The organism is Synechococcus sp. UW140 (assembly GCF_900474295.1).
Taxonomy (GTDB): Bacteria; Cyanobacteriota; Cyanobacteriia; order PCC-6307; family Cyanobiaceae; genus Synechococcus_C.
This window is the reverse complement of sequence record NZ_UCOB01000025.1, coordinates 17,945-44,222: the sequence shown is the minus strand read 5'-3', so window position 1 is coordinate 44,222 and position 26,278 is coordinate 17,945. Positions and strand designations below refer to the sequence as shown.

The window sequence follows — 26,278 nt, the reverse complement described above, 5'->3', positions numbered from 1 at the left end:
CGGTAGGCGTGCTTGAGGGTGTGGCTGTTGAGCTGGTCTCAGACCACAGTTGTGGGTTAGGTGATCGAATCAAACTGGAAGCTAATGATGTGATCGTCGAAGTCGCGGTCACCACCACCAAATTGGTCTTCCAGGCCAAAGATGTTGTTACCGAGGACGCGGAAGTGGCTGATGCCATCGCTGTTGGCCTTGGCAAAGGCAAAGAAGGTGTTGCTCTGCACCTTGGCGTAGGGGGCCAGATAGCCGCTGAGGTTTGCCATCTCAAGCGCTGACTGTTCAGTTTTGCCATTGGTCAGTGAGAAGTTGAAATCGTCTCCGCCATAAAGGTTGTCGGCGCGTAGAGCCGCTTTGGCGTAACCCGCAGCCCCTGGGGCGATCAGGGAGCCATCGGCAGCCATCACCATTCCGTTTGGGTCTACCACCTTGTAGAAACCGGTGAGGGCGTCGAGGGTGGCTTCCCTGGCCTGCACCAGGGAGCCGTTGAGGATTTCCCCATTGGTGAATGGAGTGACATTGAGGACGGGAGCGATTCCTTGCTCTTGGGCCACTAAGGCATTAAGGCCTTGATCGTTGGCATTAAGGGCAAGATTGAAGCTCAGTCCTGAGCTTGCTGCGAAAGAGACGCTGCCATCGCTGTTGACCGTTGAATCCAGGAAAGACAAACGGGAATCTTTCACGCTCTTGAGTGTGTCGAGCGTGGTGTCTTCCAAAGAGAAGAAGCGCAAGGATTGGCCGTTGCGAACCAGCAGATCCCGCATGAACGTGTAGTTATCAGGAAGGGTGACGTCGTCTGCTTCCAGGCTGCTGAACAGGATGGTGGCGCGCTCTTTGATCTGATCAAGATCACCAAGAATGGTCTTGGCAGAGGCAACTTCATCTCCATCCAGCAGGATGTAACCGATCTGATTTACAGCCTTACTGCGTCCGGTGATGGTGGCGTTGAGGTTGAGCGCGGCAGGTGCAGCGTTGTTGGGGTCGGTAATCGTGAGCAGATTGAAGGGGTCGTCGTTGGTTTGGATGACCGGATCCAGTGCCACGGAGGCTGCAGTGGAGGGATCTTCAATGACTCCATTTTTTGCCTCGTCTTTATCGCCGAATCCGCCATCAATCAGAGTCAGGGAAAGGTAGTCGGCAAGTCCATCACCATCGAGATCGTAAAAACGGGCACCGGCATTGACGAGGGGGTCAAAACTCAGAGCTGAAACTTCTCCCTCGTCATCCACTGAGTAATAAAGAAGTTTTTTTCGTGTGTCGCGCACACCTTCGCTTGTGCTGATCGCGCCATCCTCAAAATTGAGGCTTGAGAGTGCCAGATTGAATGTGGTTCTGGGAATGCTCTCGTCGACCTCTGCCTCAAAGGCTATAGAGTCGGCCTGCAGGGTGATGCCAGCATTGGTTAGATCTTTGATTGCAGATGAATTAATAGCTTCTATTGTACTTTCAAGAGCAGCATTTGTGGTTGTGGAGGAACCGCTAAAATAGCCAACTTTTATATCACTAGTGACGGGTACGTCATTGACGGCCGTGACGGATGTGCCGAGGCTCAGCGTGTTGGCAGAGATGGCTGTGGTGCCGCCGTTGGTGGAAATATTGATAGAGTCACCTGCCTCAAAAATGTCTATTGAGTAGGCGCCATTGAAGGATAATGAGCCGCCCGTAGTGAAGAAAGTTCCAGTACCTTCGCCAATGCCTAATTCAAGCAGGGTGGTGTTATTCCATGTAGCCGTCGAAACAACAGGATTGGTTTGATTGACCAAAGAGTTATACATATTTTCGTCATAAGCTATTATTCCACTTAGGTCATTGGTTTCACTATATAGGCCAAAGAGGTCGCCGGTGGCTGAGTCTGCGAGCGAGAACTGGTCACCTCCTACCAGATTTGGAGCGGTGGGCTGGGTGCCAATTAGGGGAATGTTGGCGCTCAAAGTTATATCAGATTTGTCGTAAGCGTTGCGGGCGGGCGACGCGACAGTCCCTACAGTTCCCCCAATTCCAGCATCTGCCGGACCGACAACAGTCGCAAAAACACCTGTTCCATTTACTTGGCTCCAGATTGAATTGGCACTGAAAGCAGTTGGATCAAGTGTGAGGGTGGCTTTGACTTCTGATGCAGTCTCGATGAATTGCAGGAAGTAATCGGAATTGCTTCCTGCAGCGCCGTTGTACGTGCTGTCGATCAGATGCGCGGTAAGTGCGCCGGGTGTGCCGTTGAAATCAGCAGCGGGAAGGAACCGCAGTTTGCTGTCGGACTCGAGATAGAAGGCTGTGGTATCCGCGAGGCCTGTGGTTGGAACAGCAGTCCAATTGCTGCCGTTACCGGTGGCATATTGCCAAACGCCTTCCGTTGAGGAATCAGCAGCATTGGCGGTGATGGCAACACCGAGAAGGGTGTCGCTGTCGGCATCGGAGAAGGAGCTGGAGAAGAGGTTGGCAACGGTGTCGCCGGCCGGGGTGGTGGTGTCTTCTGTGACGGCGGTCAGTGTTGGTGAGCCGCTCGCAACAGGCGCTGCAAGTTGATGCGGCCAGCTGCGCAATGTCTGCTGCATCACGGGCAGTACCGGTGCCTGCTTGCCAGCTGCTCCAGATTCCAGTTTCCAGTGCGCAACCCCCTGGTGATTGCGACCCAGTTGCTCTTCACTGCTCCACACCCGTGCACCGGTGAGTTCTTGCCACAAGCTGATGAAGTTTTTCTTTGCTCCGGCTTCGCAGCTCCAGAGGGCGAGTTCGCTGATCCCCCACTCAGCGATCAGTTGTTGATGCGCTAAGAGCGCGTCCCGATCAATGTCGTAGGCAGCGACCCGCAGAACCCCCGGTTGGCCATGGCTCACCCAGTGCAGTGTCTCTACCGGTTGCCCCAGTCGGCGGCGCTCCGCTAAAAGCGCAGTCAGTCTTTGCAGTGGTGGCTGTCTGGCATCCAGCCACAGCACCGGCACCAAGGCCTCAGCCAGCAACTCCCGGATCTTGGGGCAGCTGCCGTCAGCCACGATCAGCGTGGCCTGTCTCTGCCCTTGGGTGTTGGTGGAGCTGTCGATCTGCTCGAGTCCGCAGGCTTTGAAGGTCATGATTAATCGGCTTGTGATGTGGGCTCGTGAAGTGGCTGGGCGGTGTTGGGGCAGGCGCCTGAGTGCGTTGCTTTTAAGCGCTGAGTTCTGGTCTCGTCGCTGAGTCGGATCGCCTGCGCCAGGGCTTATTGATCAGCGCTTGGTTAAGTCGCAGAAGCGTTGCTGGGCTCTGCTGTAGTTGTTTCTTTGTTGTCTGCTGGGTGGTTTGCAGGAATCCCCCAAGATTGTCAATGTCCTATTTGTATTGACATTCGCAAGTTTTTTGATTGAGTTATTGGTGGTTTTTTGTCGGCTCTATTCCGAAAGGGTGAAATATTTTCACCCCCTGTTACCCAAATAAAAGCGTGTTTGTGCCGCTTTCTTGGCCTTGATGCGACTCAGCCTGATCTATTGGTCTCTGCCTTGCTGCTCCAGCAGTGTGTTGAGCTTGTTCTCCAGGTCTTCCACTGCCGCTAATTCATCCGCCAGGCTTTGGCCGCTCAGCAGTAAGCGTTGATTGCCACCATCACCAGCCTGTTGCAGCAGCGCTTCCAGCTTGTTGAGCAGTTTGAGGCGCAATTGTTCCAGTTGGGTCACACCCTTGCGGGCCAGGGCGCGGCTGTTGTCATCCAGAAGTCCCCGTTGCACCAGCAGCTCCAGCCCGGCCATTAGCGCTGATGGCATGCGGGCACTCCAGCTGCGGGCTTTGTCGATCACCGAGTTCACCTGGGCGCTGTGATGACGGCCGGTTTTGCACCAGGTGGCGAAGTGCTCGCAGTTGTTGAACAGCAGGTTGTAGTTCTGCTCGCCGATGCGGCCCATCGCTCGCCGCAGGGTCACCCCCTGGGGAGAGCACTGCGTGTGCGGAACCACGCTCACCGGTTGGCCCTGGCTGAAGTCGTCCAGCGCACTGCGCAGGATTTCTCTGCCCTCCAGGTAGTGGGCCACGGTGCCGTCGCCCAGGTCGATGCCGTGGTGGAGAAAAAGGCCGTGCTGCCGAGGCACCTGAAGGTGATTGGCAGCGGCCATCGCTTCAGGCGGATTCCTGTTGACGATCAGCGCCTGGCAGCGGCAGCACCTTGCCGCCGGTGTGTTCATCCACCATGGCGCGAGTCACGGTGAAGGTTTTCACGTTCTTGCGCGAGGGGAGGTCGTACATCAGATCGAGCATCAGCTCCTCCACGATTCCGCGGAGGGCACGGGCGCCGGTTTTGCGCCGGTGGGCCTCTGAGGCGATGGCTGCGACGGCATCGTTCTCGAATTCGAGCTGCACGTTGTCCATGCTCAGCAAGGTGCGGAACTGTTTCACCAGCGCATCGCGAGGCTCGGTGAGAATTGACTTGAGGGCCGGTTCATCCAGGGGTTCAAGCACGGCGCTCACTGGCATGCGGCCAATGAACTCTGGGATGAGGCCGTAGCGCACCAAGTCGTCGGGCTCCAGGTTGCGCAGCACTTGGGCGGCCTGGAGGTCGCGGTTGGCGCGGTTGCGACCGCGACCATCGCTGCTTGGCACGAAGCCGATGGCGTTACGTCCCATCCGTTTCTGCACCACATCGTCCAGCCCCACGAAGGCGCCGCCACAGATGAACAGGATCTGACTGGTGTCGATCTGGATGCAGTCTTGATAAGGGTGCTTGCGTCCACCTTGCGGTGGCACGTTGGCGACCGTGCCCTCAAGCATTTTCAGCAGGGCTTGCTGAACGCCTTCACCAGAGACATCGCGGGTAATCGAGGGGTTTTCACTCTTGCGAGCGATTTTGTCGATCTCGTCGATATAAATAATGCCGCGCTGAGCCTGATCCACATCCATGTCGGCTTTCTGGAGCAGTCGCAGCAGGATGTTTTCCACGTCCTCACCGACGTATCCCGCTTCTGTGAGGGTGGTGGCATCGGCCACGGCGAAGGGCACATCGAGCATTTCTGCCAGCGTTTGGGCCAGCAGGGTCTTGCCGCAGCCGGTCGGGCCGATCAGCAGGATGTTGCTCTTATGCAGCCGGGTAGCGGTCTCTTCCGTTTCGCCTTTGCCATCCCCCTGCCAAGCCAGCCGCTTGTAGTGGTTGTAAACAGCTACGGAGAGCACCTTCTTGGCAGCATCCTGACCAACAACCTGTTCATCCAGGAATGACTTGATCTCCTGCGGTTTGGGAATCGTGGCCAGGGTGGGTGCTGGCTTGCTGCTCTTGCGTGTGCCCTGGGCAGTTTTGCGAGCTGCATCAGCGCCATGGCGGGGATTGCCCTGGGCGTCGATCAGCTCTTCATCAAGGATCTCGTTGCAGAGATCAATGCATTCATCGCAGATATACACGCCGGGACCGGCGATCAGCTTGCGCACCTGTTCCTGGGACTTGCCGCAGAAGGAGCACTTCAGATGGGCATCGAATTTGGCCATCGGGCGCCGGACTCTTCAAACGGGCAGAAACGGACCTCTCGTGAAGGGACGGTCCGGTACCAAGGATCGTTGCTGAAACGGGCGATGTCAGCCCTCCGTAACGATTCCTCCGTCCGCGGGACTGTCCACCACCCGATCGATCAAGCCGTATTCAACCGCTTCTGCCGGGGAAAGGAAGTAGTCGCGGTCTGTGTCTTCGGAGATTTTGTCGAGGGGTTGGCCGGTGTGTTCCGCCATCAGACCATTCAGGGTTTCCTTAAGAAAGAGGATTTCCTGTGCCTGGATTTCGATATCCACTGCCTGGCCTTGAGCACCGCCGAGTGGTTGGTGGATCATGATCCGGGCGTTGGGCAGCGCCAGTCGCTTGCCTTTGTTGCCGCCGGAGAGAAGGAAGGCCCCCATCGACGCTGCCAGGCCGTAGCAAATCGTGACCACATCGGGAGTCACCTGCTGCATCGTGTCGTAGATCGCCAGCCCTGCTGTGACTGATCCACCTGGTGAGTTGATGTAGATCTGGATGTCTTTTTCGGGGTCCTCGGCTTCGAGGAAGAGGAGTTGCGCCACCAGGGCATCCGCAACCTGGTCATCGATACCAGTGCCCAGGAAGATGATCCGTTCGCGCAGAAGACGCGAATAGATATCGAAGGCGCGTTCGCCCCGCCCCGATTGCTCCACCACCGTGGGCAAGACCCCCGGAGCCGCGGATGGCATGGTTGCACTGGGGCGGATGCCATTCCAGCGGTTCTGGATCGGATGGTGGCTGCGGGCGTTGATCACGCGGCGGTCGGGGCAGAACGTTGTGAGTGCAATCTATGGGGCTTGATCAGGCCTTGGTGTCCTCATCCGATTTTGCGGTTTTGGTCTTGGCGGTTTTGGTTTTGGTCTCCTTGGCCTTTTTGGCTGCCGGTTTCGCCTCGGTTTTGGCCGATGCCTCTTCAGCAGCCTTCTCGGTCACCGTGCTGTTGTCCTCGAGCCAACCCAGCAGCTTGTCGCGAAGAAGGTCTTCGATCACGACATCCCGCAGACGTTGGGGGTCGATGTCTCGTTCCCCTGAGAGTTCCCGCTTCACCTCGGTCACTTTCGCGTCGATATCGGCGTCTTCAACCTTGAGCCCTTCGCTTTCGGCCAGGGCCGAGAGGGCCAGGCTGCGGCGAAGCCGCTCTTCCGCCTCCGGTCTGGACGACTCCATCAGATTGCGCACGAGCTCTGGTGTGAAGAGCGATTTCACATCCATGCCTTGCTGAGCGAACTGCCCCGCGGTTTGTTCCACCAGGTTGCGCACTTCTTGTTGCACCAGGCTCTCGGGCAATTCCACCTCCAGCTGTTCCACTAAGGCGGCGATCAGGGCGTCGTGACGGTTGCTCGTCTGGCGACGATCAGCATCGTCTTTGAGGCGCTGTTCCAGATCTGCACGCAGTTCGGTCATCGTTTCCTTGTCGCTGGCCTGCTTGGCGAAGGCATCGTCAAGCTCTGGCAGCTCACGGGTCTTGAGATCCTTGAGGTTGATCACAAAGCTGGCCTTGCGACCGCGGGCATCGTCCTTGGAGTAGTCCTCAGGGAACTGGCATTCAACGGTTTTCTCATCGCCGATGCTCATGCCCACGATCCCTTCCACGAATCCGGGGATCATGCGGCCGTCTTCCAGCTCCACATCCATCGAGTCGGCGCTGCCGCCTTCAATCGCGCTGCCGTCATCGCTGTAGGTGCCGTTGAAGCCGACCACGGCCACATCACCATTGGCTGCTGGCCTGTTCTCGACCGGTACCAGGGTGGCCATCTGCTTGCGTGATTGCTCGATCATCTCGTCGACCTTGGCGGGGTCGTAGCTCACGCTTTCGGCTTCCGCATTCAGGCCTTTGGTGGCCTTCAGCTTGGGCACCGGTGCCACATCGGTTTCCAGGGTGACGGTCAGTTCCTTGCTGGGATCAAAGGCGTCGAGCAGTGTCTCGAAGCCGTCGGCGAGGTCGGGCTGACCCAGGGCCTCGATTTTCTCCTGTTCGATCGCTTCACGCCAAACGCCATCCACCATTGATTCGAGAGCCGTTGCACGGATGCGAAGCGGACCAATCTGCTGCAGCAGCACGGCTCTGGGCACCTTGCCCTTGCGGAAGCCGGGCAGATTGATCGTGCGGCTGAGCTGAGCAACGGCCGCTTCGTAACTCTCCTTGCAGCGTTCAGCTGGCACTGCCACTTCAACGGCCAGGCGGCTGCCGGGACGGGTGGTGGTCTTGACCTTCAACGAAGCGGCGCTCATCTGAACTGGTACGGGCAGCCCAACACTTTATGAAAGAGCCAGGACAGGCTTCGCCGCGTATTGTGTCCCCAGCGTTCTCTCGGGTGTACCAACAGCTCTCCATCCTGGTCACCCTTCGACAGTCAGAAGACGTCTGAAATCGTTTCCCAGCTTCAGCGACAAGCGTTTGCCCATCTCCTCTCAAACCAGCTACCGATCCCTGCCCTCCCGACCTCTCACCGTTGCTTTGCTTGGCGCCAGCGGTGCTGTTGGTCAGGAACTGCTTCAGCTGCTCGAGCAACGGGCTTTCCCCGTGTCTGAACTGCGCTTGTTGGCATCTTCCCGCTCGGCCGGCACGACCCAGTCTTGGAAAGGCGAGCAGCTCACGGTTCAGGAGGTGAGCGCTGAGGCCTTTCAGGGTGTTGATCTTGTGCTCGCTTCTGCCGGGGGCTCTGTCTCCAAGCAGTGGCGTGAGGCCATCATCGCTGCTGGAGCGTTGATGGTTGACAACTCCAGCGCGTTTCGGATGGAGGAGGGCGTGCCGCTGGTGGTGCCTGAGGTCAACCCTGATGCAGCCTTTGAGCATCAGGGTGTTATCGCGAATCCAAACTGCACCACGATTTTGCTCACCCTTGCCCTGGCGCCTCTTGCTGCCAGGGTTCCGATGTGCCGGGTGGTGGTGAGTACTTATCAGTCCGCTAGTGGTGCCGGCGCTCGCGCCATGGAGGAGCTGCGTCACCTCAGCCAGGTGGTGCTCGATGGCGGCACGCCTGAAAGTGCCGTGCTTCCTCACTCCTTGGCCTTCAATCTCTTCCTTCACAATTCCCCGCTGCAGGCAAACAGCTATTGCGAGGAGGAGATGAAGATGGTCAATGAAACGCGCAAGATCATGGAACTTCCGGATTTGCGTTTCAGTGCCACTTGTGTACGGGTGCCCGTCTTGAGGGCCCATTCCGAAGCTGTGAATGTGGAGTTCGAACAGCCCTTTCCGGTCGACGAAGCCCGTTCCCTGCTTGCTGCAGCCCCTGGGGTCGAGCTCATCGATCGACTGGACGACAACCGTTTCCCCATGCCCACTGATGTGACCGGTCGAGATCCCATCGCTGTGGGTCGGATCCGTCAGGACATCAGCGAACCGAATGCTCTCGAGTTCTGGCTCTGTGGTGACCAGATCCGTAAGGGGGCCGCGCTGAACGCGATTCAGATCGCAGAACTGCTGATTTCTTCCTGATCGCTATGAGCACTGCTGCCCAGCTGTCCCCTACTCCTTTCGGTCGTTTGCTCACGGCGATGGTGACCCCCTTCGATGCCGAAGGCAAGGTTGATTTGGCCTTGGCCGGCCGGCTCGCCAGCCATCTGGTGGAGGAGGGATCGGAAGGCATTTTGGTCTGTGGCACCACTGGTGAATCCCCCACCCTCAGCTGGGAGGAGCAGGTGCAGATGCTGGCCGCGGTTCGTCAGGCCGTTGGCCCTGGTGTGAAGGTGCTTGCAGGCACTGGCAGTAACAGCACCGCTGAAGCAGTGGAGGCAACGCGTGAGGCGGCAGCTGCTGGTGCTGATGGCGCTTTGGTGGTTGTGCCTTACTACAACAAGCCTCCTCAGGAGGGGCTTGAGGCCCATTTCCGAGCCGTGGCTCAGGCTGCTCCTGAGTTGCCTCTGATGCTTTACAACATCCCTGGCCGAACCGGATGCAGTCTTGCTCCTGCCACTGTGGCCCGTCTGATGGATTGTCCCAATGTGGTGAGCATCAAGGCCGCCAGCGGCACCACCGAAGAAGTCAGTCAGCTGCGTCTCACCTGTGGCCCGAAACTGGCGATCTATAGCGGAGACGACGCCCTCACCTTGCCCATGCTCTCCGTTGGTGCTGTTGGTGTGGTGAGTGTGGCCAGCCATGTGGCTGGTCGCCGACTGTGCTCGATGATCGAAGCCTTCTTTGCCGGCCGTCATGCTGAGGCTCTTGCGCAGCATGACCAGCTCCTGCCGCTTTGTAAGGCCCTCTTCGCCACCACCAATCCGATTCCCGTCAAAGCTGCACTTGAGCTCAGCGGTTGGCCAGTCGGTGCTCCTCGTCTTCCTTTGCTACCGCTCGATTCATCCATGCGTGACACCCTCTCTCAAGCCTTGGCCGCCTTGCGTCAGACCTGACGCCACGGCTGATCTCCTACGGCGTTCCGAGGCCAGCGGCTTCGGTGCCAGCGCCCGACCTGTTTTCTCTTTCTGTTACGACGCAATTCCATGACACCGATCTCCTCCCTCAACCGATCACGTAATGGCCAAGCCACAGCAAACGAGCCCTGTCTGCGGGTGATTCCCCTTGGTGGTCTGCATGAGATCGGCAAGAACACCTGTGTGTTCGAGTACGGAGATGATCTGATGCTCGTCGATGCTGGTCTGGCCTTTCCCAGCGATGGCATGCACGGCGTCAATGTCGTGCTCCCGGATACCAGCTTTCTGAGGGAGAACCAGAAGCGCATCCGGGGAATGATCGTCACCCATGGTCATGAGGATCACATCGGTGGCATTGCCCACCATCTCAAGCACTTCAATATTCCTGTCATTTACGGGCCACGTTTGGCTCTGTCGATGCTCACCGGCAAGATGGATGAGGCTGGTGTTACCGATCGCACCACCTTGCAGACCGTGGGTCCGAGGGACGTGGTCAAGGTGGGTCAGCACTTCTCGGTGGAGTTCATCCGCAACACCCACTCGATGGCGGACAGCTTTTCGTTGGCCATCACCACTCCAGTAGGCACGGTGATTTTCACCGGTGATTTCAAATTTGATCACACCCCGGTGGATGGTGAGCACTTCGATATCGCTCGCTTGGCCCATCACGGTGATCAGGGTGTGCTCTGTCTCTTCAGCGACTCCACCAACGCCGAGGTACCTGGTTTCTGTCCGCCAGAGCGTTCTGTGTTTCCCAATCTCGATCGCCGCATGGCGGAGGCGGAGGGCCGGGTGATCATCACCACCTTTGCCAGTTCCATCCACAGGGTGGCCATGATTCTTGAGCTGGCGCTTAAGAACGGCCGCAAGGTGGGTTTGCTGGGCCGCTCGATGCTCAATGTGATCGCCAAAGCTCGCGAACTTGGCTACATGCGCGCGCCCGATGATTTGTTTGTGCCGATTAAGCAGATCAACGATTTGCCCGATCGCGAAACCCTGCTGTTGATGACGGGTAGTCAGGGAGAGCCGCTGGCGGCTCTTAGCCGCATCTCCCGCGGCGAGCACCCCCAGGTGAAGGTCAAAACCACAGATACGATCATCTTCTCGGCCAGTCCAATCCCTGGCAACACGATCTCAGTGGTTAACACCATTGATCGTTTGATGATGCTCGGCGCCAAGGTTGTTTATGGCAAAGGCGAAGGCATTCACGTGTCAGGTCATGGCTTCCAGGAAGACCAGAAGTTGATGTTGGCGCTGACGAAGCCCAAGTTTTTTGTGCCGGTGCATGGTGAACACCGCATGCTCGTTTGCCATTCCAAGACTGGTCATTCCATGGGGGTGCCGGAAGACAACACGTTGATCATCGACAACGGAGACGTGGTTGAGCTCACCGCCGATTCGATTCGTAAGGGCGATCCTGTGAAGGCCGGTATTGAGCTGCTCGATCAATCCCGCAACGGCATTGTGGATGCTCGTGTTCTCAAGGAGAGGCAGCAGCTCGCAGAAGATGGTGTGGTCACGATCCTGGCGGCGATCAGCACCGATGGCGCCATGGTTGCACCGCCCCGGGTCAACCTTCGCGGTGTGGTCACCACGGCTGATGCCCGCAAGATGTCGCTTTGGACTGAACGGGAAATCAAGTGGGTGCTTGAAAACCGTTGGAAGCAGCTCTGCCGGAATACTGGCGAAAAGACGCTAGAAGTCGATTGGATGGGTGTGCAGCGTGAGGTGGAAGTGGGCCTCGGTCGGCGCATGCGTCGAGAGCTTCAGGTGGAGCCCCTCATCCTCTGCCTAGTGCAGCCAGCTCCAGGTGGCACGCCTGTGTATAAGGGCCGTGCCGATGCTGAGCCTGATGATCGTCCCGCTCCTCGTGGTCGCGGCGGCCGCGGTGGTTACCGCGGTCAGGGTGGTCATGGTCGCCGTGACCGGGATCAGGCTCCCAAGCGTGTGATTCCTTCGTCGCCGTCGTCTTCACCCTCGTCTTCGCCGTCATCTTCACCCTCTGCGACCCCTGCTGCACCCGTTTCGAAGCAGGCCCCTGCAGCGGCGGCGCCGGTGGTGAGTCGTCCTAAGGCCGAGCTGGAGCCCGAGATGCCCGCAGGACGTACTCGCCGCCGCCGTTCAGCCGCGGCCTGAGCTTGGTTTCCGCCAATCAGTGAATCAAGCGTCGCCTTTTGGCGACGCTTTTTGTTTGGCTGTTTGGGAGGGTCAGATTTGTCGGAGCGAGTCGGTTTTGCTCCGGAAGGTGTTGAGAAGAAGCTGGAGGTAGCTGACGCTGCGCAGCTTGATATTGGCTGTCAGTGACATGCCCACCTGCAGCGGCAGAGCAGTGCCGTTTTTGAGTTTGAGTTGCTGGTCATTGAGCTCAATTGTGGCTGGGTAACGATATTCCTCTCGTCCTTGTTGTGCATCCGGTGCAAGCGCATCGGATCCCACCGAAGCGACACTGCCTTCGAGCACGCCGAAATCAGTGGCCGGAAAGGAGTCGATACTTACTTCCGCGTTTTGACCCTTGCGCACAAAGCCGATCTTGCTGCTTGGGATCTCCACATCAGCTTCCAGGGTGTTGAACGGCACCACTTTCAGTGCCGCCTGGGTGGATTGGTCCTGGGAGACGAAGCCGGGGTTGTTGATTTTGAGATCGAACACGATTCCATCCACCGGTGAGCGCAGCAATTGATTGCGATTGGTCACCTTCACTTCGGTGCGTTGGGCCTCCAGCTGAGCGCGCTCACTGCGCAGGCCAGCCAGTTCAGCATTCAGTTGTTCAATCTGTTGATCGATCTGATTGATCTGGCGGCGTCCATCCAGTTTTAGCTTTACCAGTTCACCTTTTAGTTCAGTGACTTTGTTGCGTTGTTGCAGATATTGGATGTCAGGTGAGGCACCCTCACGGGCTAGCCCTGCGAGACGATCAAGGATCTCTTCCTCCAGAGATAGATTGGTCTTGGTGGTGATGAGTTGTTCGCGATTGAGCTCGAGAGTGCGTTCTCGCTCTAGTCGTTTGAGGTTGAGTTGTTCTTTTTTTTGATTGATCTGGGTACTTTTTTCACTCACACCTTGTTCTAAAGAATTGAGTTGTTCTGCCGAGCTCTCTTGATCGAGGCGTATCAGCAGTTGGCCCTTCTTTACGCGCTCGCCGTTTTTCACCAGGATCTCCTCGACGACGCCTCCCGTAGGGATCCGAACTTCTTTGACGTTGCCGACAGGCTCGAGTTTCCCTTGGGCCACGACCACTTCCTCAGTGCGGGCAATCGCTAGCCAGCCGATGCCGAAAACGGTGGTGCCGATCAGAGCCCACGTGGTGGCTTTCAGCCAGAAGCGGTCTTGTTGCAGAACACTTTCATTGTTGTTGATCGAACCGGCGCGTTTCTCAAGTTGATCTTGAGCTTTGCGAATCAGGCCACCAACGGGATTTTGGTTGATCTTGCCCATGTCAGCTGGCCTCCTGTTGGCGGTAGAGCGCGTAATAACGGCCGCGCTTGGCCATCAATTCATCGTGGCTGCCGACTTCGGCGACCACTCCCAAATGCATCACCACAATCACATCGGCGCGGCGCACGGTGGCCAGTCGGTGGGTGATGAAGAACACCGTGCAGTCCTGCAGGGCTTGTACCAGGTTGTCGCAGACGCGGCGTTCTGTTTCGTAGTCAAGGGCGCTGGTGGCCTCATCCATGACCAGCAGCTTGGGGTTGCTGAGCAAGGTGCGGGCGATGGCGATGCGCTGGCGTTGTCCACCACTGAGTGATGCACCGCGTTCGCCCACCGGAGTGCTGTAGCCGCTGGGCAGCTCCATGATGAAGTCGTGGGCATCGGCCAACTTGGCGGCCATCACGATCTCATCACTGCCGACATCGGGCTGAGTCAGGGCAATGTTTTCGCTGATTGTGCCTGAGAACAGCAACGGATCCTGGGGCACGATTCCGATTTGCCGCCGGAGGGAATAGAGCTCCACCTTGTCGATGTCATAGCCATCGATGAGGATGCGACCTTCCTCAGGTGCGTAGAGGCGAGGCAAGAGCTTCATCAGTGTGCTCTTGCCGCTTCCGCTCTGGCCGACGATGCCGACAAAGGTGCCTGACTTGATCTGCAGGTTTACATCCTTGAGAACTGGAGCTGCATCGGGACGGAACCGGAAGGTGAGATTCTCGAAGTTCACGGCACCTTCGATTGGTGGCAACGGCACCTTCGCCTTGTCGACTTCGTTCGACTCCTGGGGAGTATCAATCACGTCGGCCAGTCGCTCGAAACTCACCTTTAGTTCCTGGATGTTCTGCCAGATGCTGGAGAGGCGTAGGAGGGGCTGGGTGACATAGCCCGAGATGATCCGGAAGGCGATCAATTGACCCAGTGTCAGATCACCACTGAGCACAAGGGTTGCGCCAACCCATAGCACCATCAGCTGGGAGAGCTTCTGAAGCACCTGGGAGGTTTGGCTCAGCACGGTGCCGCTGATCGTTTGTTCAAACGAGCGATTGATGTAGCCCGCGTAGAACTCCTGCCAAGAGAAGCGGCTCACCATCTCAACGTTCTGGCTTTTCACGGTTTGGATGCCGGTGAGCACCTCGACGAGATGGCTCTGTGTCTTGGCGTTTGCTTCTGCTGCCTGGCGATATTGGCGCCGGAATAGGGGAGCCCCAATCAAGGTGAGCCCCACTTGAATCGGTAGAACCGCCAGGGCAATCAGGGTGAGAAGCCAGCTGTAGACCACCATCACAAGGATGTAGATCACCGAGAAGCAAGCATCTAGAAGTGTCGTGAGGGCTTGGCCGGTGAGGAAATTGCGGATCTTCTCAAGCTCGCCGATGCGGGAGCCGAGTTCACCGACGGGACGTTTGTCGAAATATCCCAAGGGAAGCCGCAGCAGGTGATCGATCACCTCTGCACCAAGGCGCTGATCGATTCGGTTGGTTGTTTCTGAGAACAGGAAGGTTTTGAGGCTGCCGAGCACTCCCTCCAGCAAGGTGACGACCACCAAGGCGATGCCAAGAACTTGGAGAGTGTCGAGGCTGCGTTGGGTGATCACTTTGTCGATGATCACCTGGATGAGAAGGGGATTGGCCAGAGCGAACAGCTGCACCACAAAGCTGGCGACCAGCACCTGCACCAGCACGGCGCGGTGGCGTTTCAGAGCGGGCCAGAACCAGTTGGGTCCGAATGTTTCGTTCGGGGTGGTGTTGGTGCGGTCGAGAAGTAGCAGATCGATGCCTTCGGGGAAGGTCTCTTCCAGTTGCTCTGGCTGCAGGTTGACAATGCCGTCACGAGGGGACGCCAAGGTGAGTCCGTTCTGGTTGCTGCGCACCACGAGGGCAAAGCTCTCGCCCCAGGGGATCAGTGTCGGGGTCTGTAGTCGGGTGCCCATCGCTGCACCGACTCGGGCCCCAGACACGTGCAGACCAAGGCCTGCGGCAATCTGGCCGCACAGCCGCAGATTGGGGGTTTGGCCACGGCGAATGGTTTCACGCAGCACCTTGTCGATCGCATCGCGGCGCACTGGCAGTTTCATCAGCTGCGCCAGCATCTGGAAGCAGGCCAGGGTCTCCTGCAGCACCCCTTCAGCGCGGATTAGGCGCAGCTGGTCAAGCACATCACCACTGGGGTCGAAGCGACTCACAGGTGTCGGACCAGCCTGAAGGGTCGAGAGCGCTTGGGAGGATTGGTCGCCGTTTGTGTTGGCTGTCGATGCTGATGATGGTTCGTTTGCTGTGTTGGTTTGTTCCGCCGCGTTGATGATCATCTCGACCAGTGGTCTGGGGAGGCTGATCAGGCGTGACGGAAACGGTTTGCTATCCGCTGGCAGCGTTTCTTCGTTAACGGCTGTTCCTGGGGTGCTGCCGTTCCAGGCTGAGACAAGGAAGACATCGCGTTGATCAGCGTCTGCAGCTTTGATTGCAGCAGGGTTGACAGGCACCCGTTCGGCGGCGCGAAGAGTATCGGGCAGAAGACGCATGGAGCTGCCTTCTGCTCGGGCGTTGCTTTTCTGCAGGTCCTGAAGCAGGGCGATGACTTCTTGACCCCAGAGTTGCTTGTCGCACCAGCGCCGGAAGCTTTCCTCTTGTTGATAAAGCTCAGCCCAGAGCTCATCCGTAATGGACGCAGCAGTAATGGCATCGCTGGCGATCAGGTTTTCGCAGTTGCGTCCACACAGCAGACTGGCTGCACCAAGGAGGGCTCCCGCTTCGAATTTTCCTAGCGAGATCAGTCTGCCTTGGTCGTCGCCCACCAGTCGGGCCCGACCCTCCAGCACAATCAGGACCCGGCCAGGGATTACGCCTGCTTCTACCAGCTGTTGGCCGAGTTCGAATGACAGCAACTCGATGCCATCCTGAAGACGCGTGCGGCCAGGATCGCTGAGGCCTTTGAAGGCTTCGTGTTGCAGCAGTTGGTTGATGACGTTCTGGTTCATGATGCAGTGGAACCAGCGTCAGTTTCGGTGGAAAGAGCCTGAATTTGACGGCGAGTTTCCTCTTTTAACCATTCCTGCATCAGTTCCATGCTCATCTGAGCTGACATCTGTTCATCGAATGTGGCTGGTGCAAATCGTTCCAGCCTGGTCACGACCCACCACTCGCCGATCCGGAATGGCTCCAGCAGCATGCCTGGCTGGCTGGCTCGCAATTTCTCAGAGAGGGTTGGATGGGCCTGGTTGAGGGGTACGGGTCCGATCACGCCGTTGGTGTTGCGTTCCATGCCTTGCGAGTAACGCCCGGCCAGGTCGCTGAAGTTGGCTTCGCCATGGGCAATGCGCAGATAGAGCTCCTGGGCCTGGGATGGGCTGTTCAGCCTCAGCAGGCTGTAGACGACCCGATCGAGCCGCCCTTTTTGTGTTAAGAAGCGGGCCTCTGCCTTCGCGCTGAACTGCTCCTCGGCCAAATGGGCCATTTTCGCGGGTCGAAAGAGCTGGTTGTAAAACGCCTCCTCGCTAAGACCGCTTGCTTGGATTAGTTCACCCAGGGCCTCGGGTGAAGGAGCATTGTTCTCGCGCAGAAAATCATGGATTGCTGATTGCTGCGCTTCATCGGGGAGCGTGACCGCTTGGGTCACCTCCTCCACAAGCATCCGATCAATCAGGGCATCGAGCAGTCCGTGACTACTGAGCAGAGCCATTGCCTCTGCACTGAGCACCGATCGGAGATCGGGCAGCGTTGGTTCGAGCACGCGTATTGGCCACCTAAATGCAAGTTAGGTCTGTTGTGACCACTGGGCTGCTTTGTTCAAAGCTTGTTGAAAGAAACGGTCCTTCGCAGCAGCCAAGGCTTGAGATCTAGACCTTTTTGGATCTTCAATTGCTGATCCGGTCGATCGGGGTCTGCTGTAACCATCCTTTCTGTGCTGAGGGGCTCGCGGTCCGTCTCTGATGGAGCGGCGTTGTTCGGGTTGTCGCTGTCGTTGCTTGCTTGGCTTTTCCTTGGCTCGGCTGCCTCGGGAGAGTTTGGCTCAACTGGCCTGTCGGTCTGGGCCAGGATTGATTCACGCGTTGACGTCGTGCTGTTGAGCCAGGGTGTGGCCGATGCCACGGGTTGGAGCTGGGTGGGTGCGCTGACGGAGCTTTGGAGGAAGGGATCTTGGATCAGCGCTTGGAGGGTGTCTTGATCGCCTCCAGCATCCAAGCTTTCGATCAGCGCACTGCCCGTTTTTGTCTCAGGTTCGTTTGGCCCATAGCCTTGCTCCTGCTCAGCCAGGCCTTTGCAGCGATCCAGGCCTTGTTGAGCGAGATCGCGAAGGGTGTCAGGCGGTTGGCTGTTCAGCACCAGCTGGTAGTGATCCAGTGCCTGCCCCGGTTGATTCAATCCATGGAAATAGATGTGTCCCAGTAACAGGGCCACAAAGGCGCGCCAAGCCAGAAGCGCGTCCTGCTCCGCTCCGGACCTTGACCCGGTTCCCAGGTGGCGGAGCAGGTTGCTGGCGATGGTCTCGGCCTGTTGGAAATCGCCATCGCCATAGGCCTGTTCAGCGGCGAGATACTGCTGCTGAACATCCATATCCACAAAGCATCAAGGCTTCTGCCCCAGTTGTAGTGCGTTCTTGTCCCACTGGATGCGCCAGCCGCAGCCGAGATCTCTGCCTCCAGGTCCCTCTCCAGAGGCGGTGGCTGATGTCAGATCGTCGAGTTGTCTGTGATTGAGGGGTGGTGCGCCTTTGTTCCTCAGCCATTGGGCCAGCAGCATTCGGCGCAGGGCAGGGGCAAGAGCTCCGAATTGGCGTCGGTTCAGACCTGGGCCTTCCTCCAGCGTTTCCAGGCTGAGTTCAAGTAAGGCGGATTGGCTGTCCTCCAGTTGGGAGAGGCGTTCGGAGAGATGCGCCATCCGTTGTTCACAGCCAGGGTGCATGGCGTTGAGCACCGGCAGGACTTCCTGGCGGATCCGGTTGCGGCTGAACCTCAGGTCGGTGTTGCTTGGATCCAGCCAGATGGGCAACTTCAGCTCTGAGCAGATCGTGGCGGTTTCCTTGCGCGTGAAGCTCAGTAGGGGTCGCACGAGAAGCAGCTTGGGGTCGTTGGCGCTATCGAGAGTCCGTTCTCGTCGCAGGCTGCCCAGGCCAGCCAGATCCGTACCGCGAGCCATCTGGAGCAGCAGGGTTTCGGCTTTGTCGGTAGCCGTGTGCGCGCAGATCACCCTTCTACAGGGGAGATCCGGATGGGCCAGACTCAGCTCTCTTGCCGTGCGACCCAGCTGGCCATAGCGCCAGTCACGGGCCTTGGCTTCGCTACCGGCTTGATCGGCCTTGGCGCGGCTGATGGCAAGGCGGAGGTCCTGGTCTTTGCACCACCGCTGCAGTTCTGTGGCGACCGTCCTGGATCCCTGATGCCAACTGTGATCACCGTGCCAGCTATGAAGCGTCCAGTTGTGCAGTCGGCGCAGGCCTAGTAGCAGGGCCGTCAGGGCCATCGAGTCTTGCCCGCCGGACACCGCCAGCAGCAGCCTCGCCCCCCGGGGCAGCAGCTGGGGCTGCTTGAGAAGCTCGCGGTGCAAACGATCGTGCCAGCCCGACCAGCAGCTGCTTAGGGCTGGATCAGCCTGGGGATCCATGCGGTGGGAGAATCAACGTCTCTGACTCTGGCTTGATGACCCGCCTCGCTCAGCTGCCTACCACCCTGCGTCAGCGCTTAGAGCAGCGCTCGGCTCTGAAGGTGATTGCTGGTCTGATGAACTTCGATTCCGCTTCCGTCGCCCGAGTCGCCCGTGCTGCAGGCCATGGTGGTGCTGATCTGATCGATGTGGCCTGTGATCCCGAGCTGGTGTCTCTGGCGATCCTTGAATCTGGCGGTGTGCCGGTTTGTGTTTCCGCTGTTGATCCCGAGCTCTTTCCCGCCGCTGTCGCCGCTGGTGCCGTGATGGTTGAGATCGGCAACTTCGATGCCTTTTATCCTCAGGGCCGCCTCTTTTCAGCCGAAGAAGTTTTAGAGCTCACTCGCCAGACCCGTGCCCTCCTGCCCGAGGTGGTGATGAGTGTCACGGTGCCGCATGTGTTGCCGATGGACGAGCAGCAGCACTTGGCGGTCGATCTGGTGGCAGCTGGTGCTGATCTGATTCAGACCGAGGGCGGCACCAGTGCCAAACCGTTCAGTGCCGGGACCCTTGGATTGATTGAAAAGGCTGCGCCCACGTTGGCGGCGGCTCACAGCATTCGCGCTGCTTTAGATCAGGCCGGTGCCTCCGTGCCCGTTCTTTGTGCCTCTGGGCTCTCGTCCGTCACCCTGCCGATGGCGATTGCCGCCGGTGCTGCCGGTGTGGGTGTCGGTTCCGCGGTGAATCGTCTCAGTGATGAGCTCGCCATGGTGGCTGTGGTGCGCAGTCTGCGCGAGGCCTTGGGCACCAGCGCCTCTTTGCTGCGGTTGTGATCGTTCGGTTGTTGTTGTTCTCCTGATCCAGACGAAGGGGCGTGATTGCATCACGCCTTTTTTTGTGGCTGCCTGGCAACTGCCGCATCTGCCCCAACGGCCTGGGCTGGCGCCATAAGCTGGATCCTCGGCCGCGCTGGCAGTGACGTGAATCCCCAGTACGACCTCACCGCGCCATACACCCCTCAAGGAGATCAACCCAAAGCAATCGCCCAGTTGGTGGAGGGGGTGAATAGCGGTCAGCGCTACCAGACGCTGCTTGGCGCCACAGGCACCGGCAAGACGTTCACGATGGCGAACGTGATCGCCAAGACCGGTCGGCCGGCATTGGTGCTGGCCCATAACAAGACCTTGGCGGCTCAGCTTTGCAATGAGTTGAGGGAGTTTTTCCCTCACAATGCTGTCGAATATTTCATTTCCTATTACGACTACTACCAACCGGAGGCCTACGTTCCGGTTAGCGATACCTACATCGCCAAGACAGCGTCGATCAACGAAGAGATCGACATGTTGCGCCACTCTGCGACCCGTTCCCTCTTTGAGCGCAACGATGTGATTGTTGTTGCGTCAATTAGTTGCATTTACGGCCTCGGGATTCCAAGCGAATACCTCAAGGCCTCTGTCAAATTCCAGGTGGGAGAGAGCCTTGACCTGAGGGGATCGCTGCGAGAGCTGGTGAACAACCAGTACAGCCGCAACGACACTGACATCACCCGTGGTCGTTTCCGGGTGCGTGGTGATGTGCTCGAGATTGGTCCTGCTTATGAAGACCGGTTGGTGCGTATCGAGCTCTTTGGCGATGAAGTGGAGGCGATCCGCTACGTGGATCCCACCACAGGTGAGATCCTCCAGAGCTTGGAGACGATCAATATCTACCCGGCCAAACACTTTGTGACGCCTAAGGAGCGTTTGAATCTGGCCATTAAAGACATTCGCACCGAGCTCAGGGAACGGCTCGACCTCCTCAATGCCGAAGGGAAGCTCCTCGAGGCCCAGCGGCTAGAGCAGCGCACCACCTACGACCTTGAGATGTTGGACCAGGTGGGCTACTGCAATGGAGTGGAGAACTACGCCCGTCATCTGGCTGGTCGGGAGCCGGGTTCGCCACCGGAATGCCTCATCGATTATTTCCCTGATGACTGGCTGCTGATCGTGGATGAGAGTCATGTCACCTGCTCTCAGTTGCAAGCGATGTACAACGGCGACCAGGCCCGTAAGAAGGTGCTGATCGAGCATGGGTTCCGCCTCCCCAGTGCTGCTGATAATCGCCCTCTCAAGGCTGAGGAGTTCTGGACCAAGGCCCGCCAGACGGTGTTCGTCAGTGCCACGCCAGGCAAGTGGGAGATGAACGAAAGTGAGGGGCAGGTTGCCGAGCAGGTCATCCGTCCTACCGGCGTGCTTGACCCGGTGGTGGAAGTGCGCCCCACCACCGGTCAGGTGGATGATCTGCTTGGGGAGATCCGCACGCGTGCCAAGAAGCAGCAGCGCGTTTTGGTGACCACGCTGACCAAACGCATGGCGGAGGATCTCACCGATTACATGGCGGAGAACGGCGTCAGAGTGCGCTATCTGCACTCGGAGATCCACTCGATTGAACGGATCGAGATCATTCAAGACCTACGGCTCGGTGAATACGACGTGCTGGTTGGGGTCAACCTGCTGCGGGAGGGATTAGATCTGCCGGAAGTGTCGCTCGTGGCAATCCTGGATGCCGACAAGGAGGGCTTTCTGCGTGCCGAGCGTTCGTTGATTCAGACCATCGGCCGGGCGGCTCGCCATGTTGAGGGGATGGCGTTGTTGTATGCCGAAAACATGACGGACTCCATGGCCAAGGCGATTGAGGAGACCGACCGGCGACGCAGTATCCAGCAGGCCTATAACGAACAGCACGGCATCGTGCCAAGGGCCGCTGGTAAAAAAGCCAGCAATTCGATTCTCTCCTTTCTGGAGTTGTCTCGAAAACTCAAATCGGATGGGCCCGACGCCGATCTCGTCAAGGTGGCTAGCAAGGCTGTGAAAGCGATCGAGGATGACGTTGATGGCATGGCTCTTGATGCCCTGCCGGAACTGATCGATCAGCTTGAGCTGCGCATGAAAGACGCCGCCAAGAAGTTGGATTTTGAAGAGGCCGCCAATTTGAGGGATCGCATTAAGCAGTTGCGCCAGAAACTAGTGGGTAAGGCTTGAGCCGATTCTTTTGATCTCGTCGTTTGGTGCTGCGGTCTCCACCTATGACGCTGCGGCAACACCCCAGCGCTTAGCAGCGGATCGGCTGGCAGAAGAAGCCTGGCGGTTCATCGCGTCTGACATCAGCGCTGGCCCAGACAGGGCGCCGGATTGTCTGCTGGATCTTGGATGCGGCACTGGTCTAGCGACGCGTGCCTGGCTGGATCTGTTGCAGCACACTGGGCAGCTGCCGCCTTGTCAGCTGCTGCTGTTGGATCAGGCTCCCGAAATGGTGGCGCATGCCATGGCTCTCCTCTCAGAGCGCCATGGAGCGGTGCAGGGGTTGTCCGTTGATGCCTTCAGCTCTGATCTGGTGCGTGCTCTGGCCGAGACGCCTGTTGCCGATGGCATGCGTCTGATCCTGTCCAGCTATGCCCTGCAGTGGAGTCAGGCCCCGCTGACGGTGTTGCGAGAGGTGTGGGCGAGGCTGCTCCAGCCCGGTGACTGGTTGGCTCTCGTGGTGCCAGACGCCAGCAGCTTCTCCCTGCTGAGGAGGGCTCTGTCAGCGGCGTCATTGCCCAATCATTTGATCGAGTTGCCCGCAGAACAGGATCTGATTGGGTCAGCGGCTCAACGCTGCCTCCATTCCCGGTTCACTTGGGTTGGCAGTGGATCGTTTGCCAACGCGGTAGCCGTGGATTCGGCCCTGGCCTACCTGCGTCACTTCGCACTCATCGGTGCCCGTCCACCATGCTCTCGCTATTCGCGCTCCCAATTGGCTCGCCTGCGGCGTTTCTTAGATCAGCAATTACGTGAGGGGCCAGCGGTGCTGGATTACCACTCCACCTGGATGGTGTTGCGCCGACGTTGAAGCCGGCAGCTTGAAGGGTTTACACCTCCAAAGGTGATTCGCTGCCCTGGGCCTGATGCACTTCGCTGCCGCCGAGTCCGAAGCCAGCATGGACCGCTTGAACGGCGGCGATACCGTCGGCTTCGGCCACCACGCAGCTAGTACGGATTTCGCTGGTGGCGATCAGTTCGATGTTGAGGCCGGCATCGGCCAGATAGCGGAACATCCGACCAGCCGTCCCGGCCGTGGCAGGCATGCCTGCTCCAACGGCACTGACGCGGGCAATGGCGGGGCCATCCTCAAGCTGGGCACCAGGCCACTGGGCAAGTAAAGGTGCGAGGGCCTGATCGGCTCGGGAGCGTTCGTCCCGCTTGAGGGTGAAGCTGATGTCGCGGCTGCCGTCGGCATGTTGCCGTTCCGACTGCACAATCGCGTCGAGACTGATGCTCGCATCAGCGAGGGCAGAGCAGAGGGCTGCTGCAGTGCCTGGCTTGTCGGGCACATGGCGCACACTCACCTGGGCCTGATCGCGGTCGAGAGCGACGCCGCGGACTTCGGGCTCTCCTTCTCCGGACGTCGGAGGATTGAGGTGAACCTGGTGTTCACCGAGTTCAAAGGCGTCGGAGACGGCCCGTAGCGCTTTGCCGCCGAATTCCGCATCGATGACGCAACTCAGCTTCACTTCGCTGGTGGCGATCAGGCGCAGATTGATACCGGCCCTGGAGAGAGTGTCGAAAAGGCCAGCGGCTATGCCTGGGCGGCCCATGATGCCGGCGCCATTAATGCTCAGCTTGCTCATGCCGCCTTGTGCGACAAGCTGCCCACCATCACGATCAAGAAGGCCTGCGCAAATAGCGCGCGCTTTGGGCAGATCCGAATCGGCAACGGTGAAGGTGATGTCGTTGCTACTGCCCTCGTGAGTGGCCTGAATGATCAGGTCTACATTCACGCCTCCGGCGGACAAGGCTTCGAAGAGTTTGGCAGCCACTCCCGGTTGATCTGGCACATGGGAGAGGGCCAGCACGGCCTGGTCTTCCACCAGGTCAGCGCCATCAACCGGCCGGCCCAGTTCGAGGCCGTCGCGGCCGATCGGTCGGCCGCTGCGACTGGTGAGGGTAGTGCCGGGTTCGTTGCTCCAACTGGAGCGCACCACGAGGGTGACGCCGTAATTGCGTGCGATCTCCACGGCCCTGGGATGGAGCACTGCGGCACCGAGACTCGCGAGTTCGAGCATCTCGTCGCAGCTCACCTGAGGCATCAGTTGGGCATCTTTCACCTTGCGCGGGTCAGTGGTGAGCACCCCGGGGACATCGGTGTAAATCTCACAGGCATCTGCACCGAGTGCTGCCGCCAGCGCTACGGCAGAGGTGTCGGAGCCGCCTCGGCCCAGAGTGGTGATCTCCGCGGTTCCGCCGCTGCTCTGGCTGGTGCCTTGGAACCCTGCCACGACGACCACCTGGCCCTCATCGAGACGACTGCGTAGCCGGTTGGTCCTTACTTCGAGGATGCGCGCTCGTCCGTGGGCCGATTCCGTCACGATCCCGACCTGGGGCCCGGTCATTGATACCGCTGGGATGCCAAGGGCATTGAGGGCCATCGACAGCAGGGCGATCGAAACCTGCTCTCCGGTGGCCAGCAGCATGTCCATCTCTCGTTGGGGTGGGTCACTGCTAATCGCCCGTGCCTTGCTGGTGAGCTCGTCCGTGGTGTGGCCCATGGCTGACACCACGATCACCAGATCGTTGCCCTCCTCTTTGCTTGCGGCAATGCGCTGGGCTACCGCCTTGATGCGTTCCACATCAGCGACGGAGGTGCCACCGAATTTCTGCACCAGCAGCGCCATGCCAGCCGTCTCATACCGCTGGTGATTGTCTCACTGGGCTCCCCCACCGGCTGTGGCTCCCAAGATCCCATCTCGGAACGCAGCAGCCGGCTGAGCTCCGCGTTTGAGTGATGCTTCCACCTCAAGCAGCCGACCGAGCAGGTTGAGGCAGCGGTTTGGGGGCCGCCCCTGCAGTTGCTTGCGCATCACATAGATGCGTTTGGGGTTGCCGATTCCCGCCGCTTTGGCGATCACGGCGACATCTCGTTCGCCTTGTTGTTCCATCAGGCTCACCCAGAGCCATCCCCGGATCTGGCCGGTGAGGGTTGCCACGATGCGCAGGGCTGGTTCACCGGCATCGATCAATGCATCCAGACGACAGATGGCTTCGCCCACCTGGCCTTCCAGCAAGGCATCGCCCACCTGCAAAGCATTGGTGGCTTGGCCATCAATCAATGCAGCCACGGCAGCGGCAGTGATCGTTGTGCTGCCGGCGCTGCTGGCATGGAGGGCAAGTTTCTGCAGTTCCGCACTCAGGCGCGCACTGTCATTGCCAATGGCATCGATCAGGGCATCTACTGCCGTGGGCTCTAGGTCGAGTGCGAGCTCGCTAGCGGTGCGTTCCACCAGTTGGCGCTGGCCAGCGCCATCCCAGACGGCCGGGAGTTGAAACCGCTCTTCATTGGCGAGCTTGGCTTTGATGCGTTTCTGAAGGGTCTTGGTGGTACGCAAACGGCCATCGGGCTTGGCCGGGTTGCACAGCACCAGGTGGCTTGTGTCGGGGATTAAGTCAAGGGCAGCGTCGAAGCGGTCGGCCAGCTCGCTGGGACAGGCGTTGCAGAACGGAGACCGTTGTAAAAGCACCAGCCGGTCGCCGCTGCCAAACGGCGGGGTTCGGGCCTCCTCCAGGGCCTGCAGGGCCTGGCCGCTGTCGCCACCATCGAGGCGGCTGAGGTTGATGCTGCTCCAGGTTGGGTCCACCACGCTGTCGATCAGCTTTGTCACTGCTCTTTCAAGGGCTGCGCTGTCGTCGCCCCAGAACAGGTGCACGGGCATGGCAGGCGTGACCGCGGAGGATGCTGAAGTCTGCCCCCTGCCGCAAGCCCCTGTGACCCAAGAGGTGCACAGCGATCATCCGATCTTCACCGAAAGCATCCGACGCATTCGCCTGTTGCTCGGCGACACCGGTTTAGACCCTCTGCAGCAGCAGGTTTTGGAACGGCTTGTGCACAGCAGTGGGGATCCTTCTTTGGCTCCTTTGCTCCGGTTCAGTCCAGGGGCCTGCGACCAGGGCCTGGCAGCGCTTCAAGCCGGTGCGCTGATTCTCACCGACACGGCGATGGCAGCGGCGGCGGTGGCACCGATGGCCAGGCGCACGGGAGGGAATGCAGTCAGTTCATTACTGGATTGGGCCCCCTCCCAAGCACCGGAAGGGTCGACCCGTTCGGCCGCCGCGATGGCAGCCTGCTGGCCCGTGCTCTCGCGCCGTGCATTGGCAGAGGCCAGGCCATTGCCGCTGTTGTTGGTCGGCAGTGCCCCGACTGCGCTGGAGCAACTGCTGGACCAACTGGTGGAGGGTGCAGCTGCGCCCAGTCTGGTGATCGGGATGCCCGTGGGGTTTGTGGGGGTACCGGAGAGCAAACGTCGGTTGGCGGCCACGGACCTGCCCCAGATCCGGCTCGAAGGAACCCGTGGCGGTGCAGGCCTGGTGGCGGCAGCTTGCAATGCGCTGCTGCGGGCAGGAGCGAGCGCTTAGGCATTCGCTTCGGG

General features: G+C 59.1%; 19 protein-coding genes. 7 read left to right on the top strand and 12 right to left on the bottom strand.

The window, feature by feature from the left end:
* Positions 1–56: 56 nt before the first annotated feature.
* The 5 genes from DXY10_RS09965 to tig form a co-directional block, all read right to left on the bottom strand.
* Positions 57–3,062: a DUF4347 domain-containing protein gene (locus DXY10_RS09965; RefSeq protein ID WP_115018958.1), complete on the bottom strand. Its 3,006-nt coding sequence runs from the start codon at positions 3,060–3,062 to the stop codon at positions 57–59.
* Positions 3,063–3,449: 387 nt separating this feature from the next.
* On the bottom strand, positions 3,450–4,070 hold the full coding sequence (locus DXY10_RS09960; protein ID WP_115018956.1) for a lecithin retinol acyltransferase family protein: 621 nt from the start codon (positions 4,068–4,070) through the stop codon (positions 3,450–3,452).
* Between the two features lie 4 nt (positions 4,071–4,074).
* Entirely contained in the window at positions 4,075–5,430 is a 1,356-nt protein-coding gene (gene clpX / locus DXY10_RS09955) for an ATP-dependent protease ATP-binding subunit ClpX (RefSeq protein ID WP_115018954.1), read from the bottom strand.
* A gap of 87 nt (positions 5,431–5,517) precedes the next feature.
* Positions 5,518–6,207: an ATP-dependent Clp endopeptidase proteolytic subunit ClpP gene (gene clpP / locus DXY10_RS09950; protein ID WP_115018953.1), complete on the bottom strand. Its 690-nt coding sequence runs from the start codon at positions 6,205–6,207 to the stop codon at positions 5,518–5,520.
* 46 nt (positions 6,208–6,253) lie between these two features.
* Positions 6,254–7,684: a trigger factor gene (gene tig, locus DXY10_RS09945; RefSeq protein ID WP_115018951.1), complete on the bottom strand. Its 1,431-nt coding sequence runs from the start codon at positions 7,682–7,684 to the stop codon at positions 6,254–6,256.
* Positions 7,685–7,910: 226 nt separating this feature from the next.
* Here tig and DXY10_RS09940 point away from each other — a divergent pair, with 226 nt between their 5' ends.
* The 3 genes from DXY10_RS09940 (at position 7,911) to DXY10_RS09930 (ending at position 11,965) form a co-directional block, all read left to right on the top strand.
* The gene (locus DXY10_RS09940) at positions 7,911–8,894 is read left to right on the top strand and encodes an aspartate-semialdehyde dehydrogenase (protein ID WP_115019163.1); all 984 of its coding nucleotides are present in this window, start codon (positions 7,911–7,913) and stop codon (positions 8,892–8,894) included.
* Between the two features lie 5 nt (positions 8,895–8,899).
* On the top strand, positions 8,900–9,808 hold the full coding sequence (gene dapA, locus DXY10_RS09935; RefSeq protein ID WP_115018949.1) for a 4-hydroxy-tetrahydrodipicolinate synthase: 909 nt from the start codon (positions 8,900–8,902) through the stop codon (positions 9,806–9,808).
* A 90-nt stretch (positions 9,809–9,898) separates the two neighbouring features.
* Positions 9,899–11,965 carry a ribonuclease J gene (locus DXY10_RS09930; protein ID WP_115018947.1) on the top strand — a complete coding sequence of 689 codons (2,067 nt, stop codon included), beginning with the start codon at positions 9,899–9,901 and terminating at the stop codon, positions 11,963–11,965.
* A gap of 72 nt (positions 11,966–12,037) precedes the next feature.
* On the opposite strand, the gene DXY10_RS09925 is transcribed toward DXY10_RS09930, so the two are convergent.
* Genes DXY10_RS09925 through tilS form a run of 5 tightly spaced genes read right to left on the bottom strand, consistent with a single transcriptional unit; the run spans position 12,038 to position 18,858 of the window.
* Entirely contained in the window at positions 12,038–13,264 is a 1,227-nt protein-coding gene (locus tag DXY10_RS09925) for an HlyD family secretion protein (RefSeq protein ID WP_115018946.1), read from the bottom strand.
* Between the two features lies 1 nt (position 13,265).
* Entirely contained in the window at positions 13,266–16,235 is a 2,970-nt protein-coding gene (locus tag DXY10_RS09920; RefSeq protein ID WP_115018944.1) for a peptidase domain-containing ABC transporter, read from the bottom strand.
* Positions 16,232–16,987 (bottom strand): peptidylprolyl isomerase, encoded by a 756-nt coding sequence (locus DXY10_RS09915; protein ID WP_115018942.1) that lies wholly within the window; start codon positions 16,985–16,987, stop codon positions 16,232–16,234. The genes DXY10_RS09920 and DXY10_RS09915 overlap by 4 nt, the downstream gene beginning before the upstream one ends.
* A 56-nt stretch (positions 16,988–17,043) precedes the next feature.
* Positions 17,044–17,811, bottom strand: coding sequence for a hypothetical protein (locus DXY10_RS09910; protein WP_115018940.1), 768 nt, complete (start codon positions 17,809–17,811; stop codon positions 17,044–17,046).
* A gap of 12 nt (positions 17,812–17,823) precedes the next feature.
* The gene (gene tilS, locus DXY10_RS09905) at positions 17,824–18,858 is read right to left on the bottom strand and encodes a tRNA lysidine(34) synthetase TilS (protein WP_115018938.1); all 1,035 of its coding nucleotides are present in this window, start codon (positions 18,856–18,858) and stop codon (positions 17,824–17,826) included.
* 35 nt (positions 18,859–18,893) lie between these two features.
* On the opposite strand from tilS, the gene DXY10_RS09900 reads away from it, so the two are divergent.
* The 3 genes from DXY10_RS09900 to DXY10_RS09890 all read left to right on the top strand — a co-directional run bounded on the left by DXY10_RS09900 (position 18,894) and on the right by DXY10_RS09890 (position 22,707).
* Positions 18,894–19,670 carry a DUF561 domain-containing protein gene (locus DXY10_RS09900; RefSeq protein ID WP_115018936.1) on the top strand — a complete coding sequence of 259 codons (777 nt, stop codon included), beginning with the start codon at positions 18,894–18,896 and terminating at the stop codon, positions 19,668–19,670.
* Between the two features lie 147 nt (positions 19,671–19,817).
* Positions 19,818–21,857, top strand: a complete 2,040-nt coding sequence (gene uvrB, locus DXY10_RS09895; protein WP_115019161.1) for an excinuclease ABC subunit UvrB — start codon at positions 19,818–19,820, stop codon at positions 21,855–21,857.
* Positions 21,858–21,867: 10 nt separating this feature from the next.
* A complete protein-coding gene (locus DXY10_RS09890) occupies positions 21,868–22,707 on the top strand; it encodes a methyltransferase (RefSeq protein ID WP_170955791.1) in 840 nt (279 codons plus the stop codon).
* Between the two features lie 19 nt (positions 22,708–22,726).
* Here DXY10_RS09890 and DXY10_RS09885 read toward each other — a convergent pair whose 3' ends face one another.
* Together DXY10_RS09885 and holA are read right to left on the bottom strand one after the other, a co-directional pair.
* A complete protein-coding gene (locus DXY10_RS09885; RefSeq protein WP_115018933.1) occupies positions 22,727–24,529 on the bottom strand; it encodes an aspartate kinase in 1,803 nt (600 codons plus the stop codon).
* A 30-nt stretch (positions 24,530–24,559) separates the two neighbouring features.
* Positions 24,560–25,564: a DNA polymerase III subunit delta gene (holA, locus tag DXY10_RS09880; protein ID WP_115018931.1), complete on the bottom strand. Its 1,005-nt coding sequence runs from the start codon at positions 25,562–25,564 to the stop codon at positions 24,560–24,562.
* Between holA and DXY10_RS09875 the strand changes: the two genes are divergently transcribed.
* Positions 25,563–26,264, top strand: a complete 702-nt coding sequence (locus tag DXY10_RS09875; protein WP_115018929.1) for a precorrin-8X methylmutase — start codon at positions 25,563–25,565, stop codon at positions 26,262–26,264. The two genes, holA and DXY10_RS09875, sit on opposite strands and share 2 nt — an antisense overlap.
* Positions 26,265–26,278 lie beyond the last annotated feature (14 nt).

What these genes read in the sequence shown, in the direction of transcription:
- dapA (WP_115018949.1), top strand. Translation starts at nt 8,900, where the DNA reads ATGAGCACTGCTGCCCAGCTGTCCCCTACTCCTTTCGGTCGTTTGCTC.
- DXY10_RS09885 (WP_115018933.1), bottom strand. Translation starts at nt 24,529, where the DNA reads ATGGCGCTGCTGGTGCAGAAATTCGGTGGCACCTCCGTCGCTGATGTG.
- tilS (WP_115018938.1), bottom strand. Translation starts at nt 18,858, where the DNA reads ATGGATCCCCAGGCTGATCCAGCCCTAAGCAGCTGCTGGTCGGGCTGG.
- DXY10_RS09910 (WP_115018940.1), bottom strand. Translation starts at nt 17,811, where the DNA reads ATGGATGTTCAGCAGCAGTATCTCGCCGCTGAACAGGCCTATGGCGAT.
- DXY10_RS09960 (WP_115018956.1), bottom strand. Translation starts at nt 4,070, where the DNA reads ATGGCCGCTGCCAATCACCTTCAGGTGCCTCGGCAGCACGGCCTTTTT.
- DXY10_RS09925 (WP_115018946.1), bottom strand. Translation starts at nt 13,264, where the DNA reads ATGGGCAAGATCAACCAAAATCCCGTTGGTGGCCTGATTCGCAAAGCT.
- clpX (WP_115018954.1), bottom strand. Translation starts at nt 5,430, where the DNA reads ATGGCCAAATTCGATGCCCATCTGAAGTGCTCCTTCTGCGGCAAGTCC.
- DXY10_RS09920 (WP_115018944.1), bottom strand. Translation starts at nt 16,235, where the DNA reads ATGAACCAGAACGTCATCAACCAACTGCTGCAACACGAAGCCTTCAAA.
- DXY10_RS09965 (WP_115018958.1), bottom strand. Translation starts at nt 3,062, where the DNA reads ATGACCTTCAAAGCCTGCGGACTCGAGCAGATCGACAGCTCCACCAAC.
- DXY10_RS09875 (WP_115018929.1), top strand. Translation starts at nt 25,563, where the DNA reads ATGGCAGGCGTGACCGCGGAGGATGCTGAAGTCTGCCCCCTGCCGCAA.
- tig (WP_115018951.1), bottom strand. Translation starts at nt 7,684, where the DNA reads ATGAGCGCCGCTTCGTTGAAGGTCAAGACCACCACCCGTCCCGGCAGC.
- DXY10_RS09930 (WP_115018947.1), top strand. Translation starts at nt 9,899, where the DNA reads ATGACACCGATCTCCTCCCTCAACCGATCACGTAATGGCCAAGCCACA.
- DXY10_RS09900 (WP_115018936.1), top strand. Translation starts at nt 18,894, where the DNA reads ATGACCCGCCTCGCTCAGCTGCCTACCACCCTGCGTCAGCGCTTAGAG.
- holA (WP_115018931.1), bottom strand. Translation starts at nt 25,564, where the DNA reads ATGCCCGTGCACCTGTTCTGGGGCGACGACAGCGCAGCCCTTGAAAGA.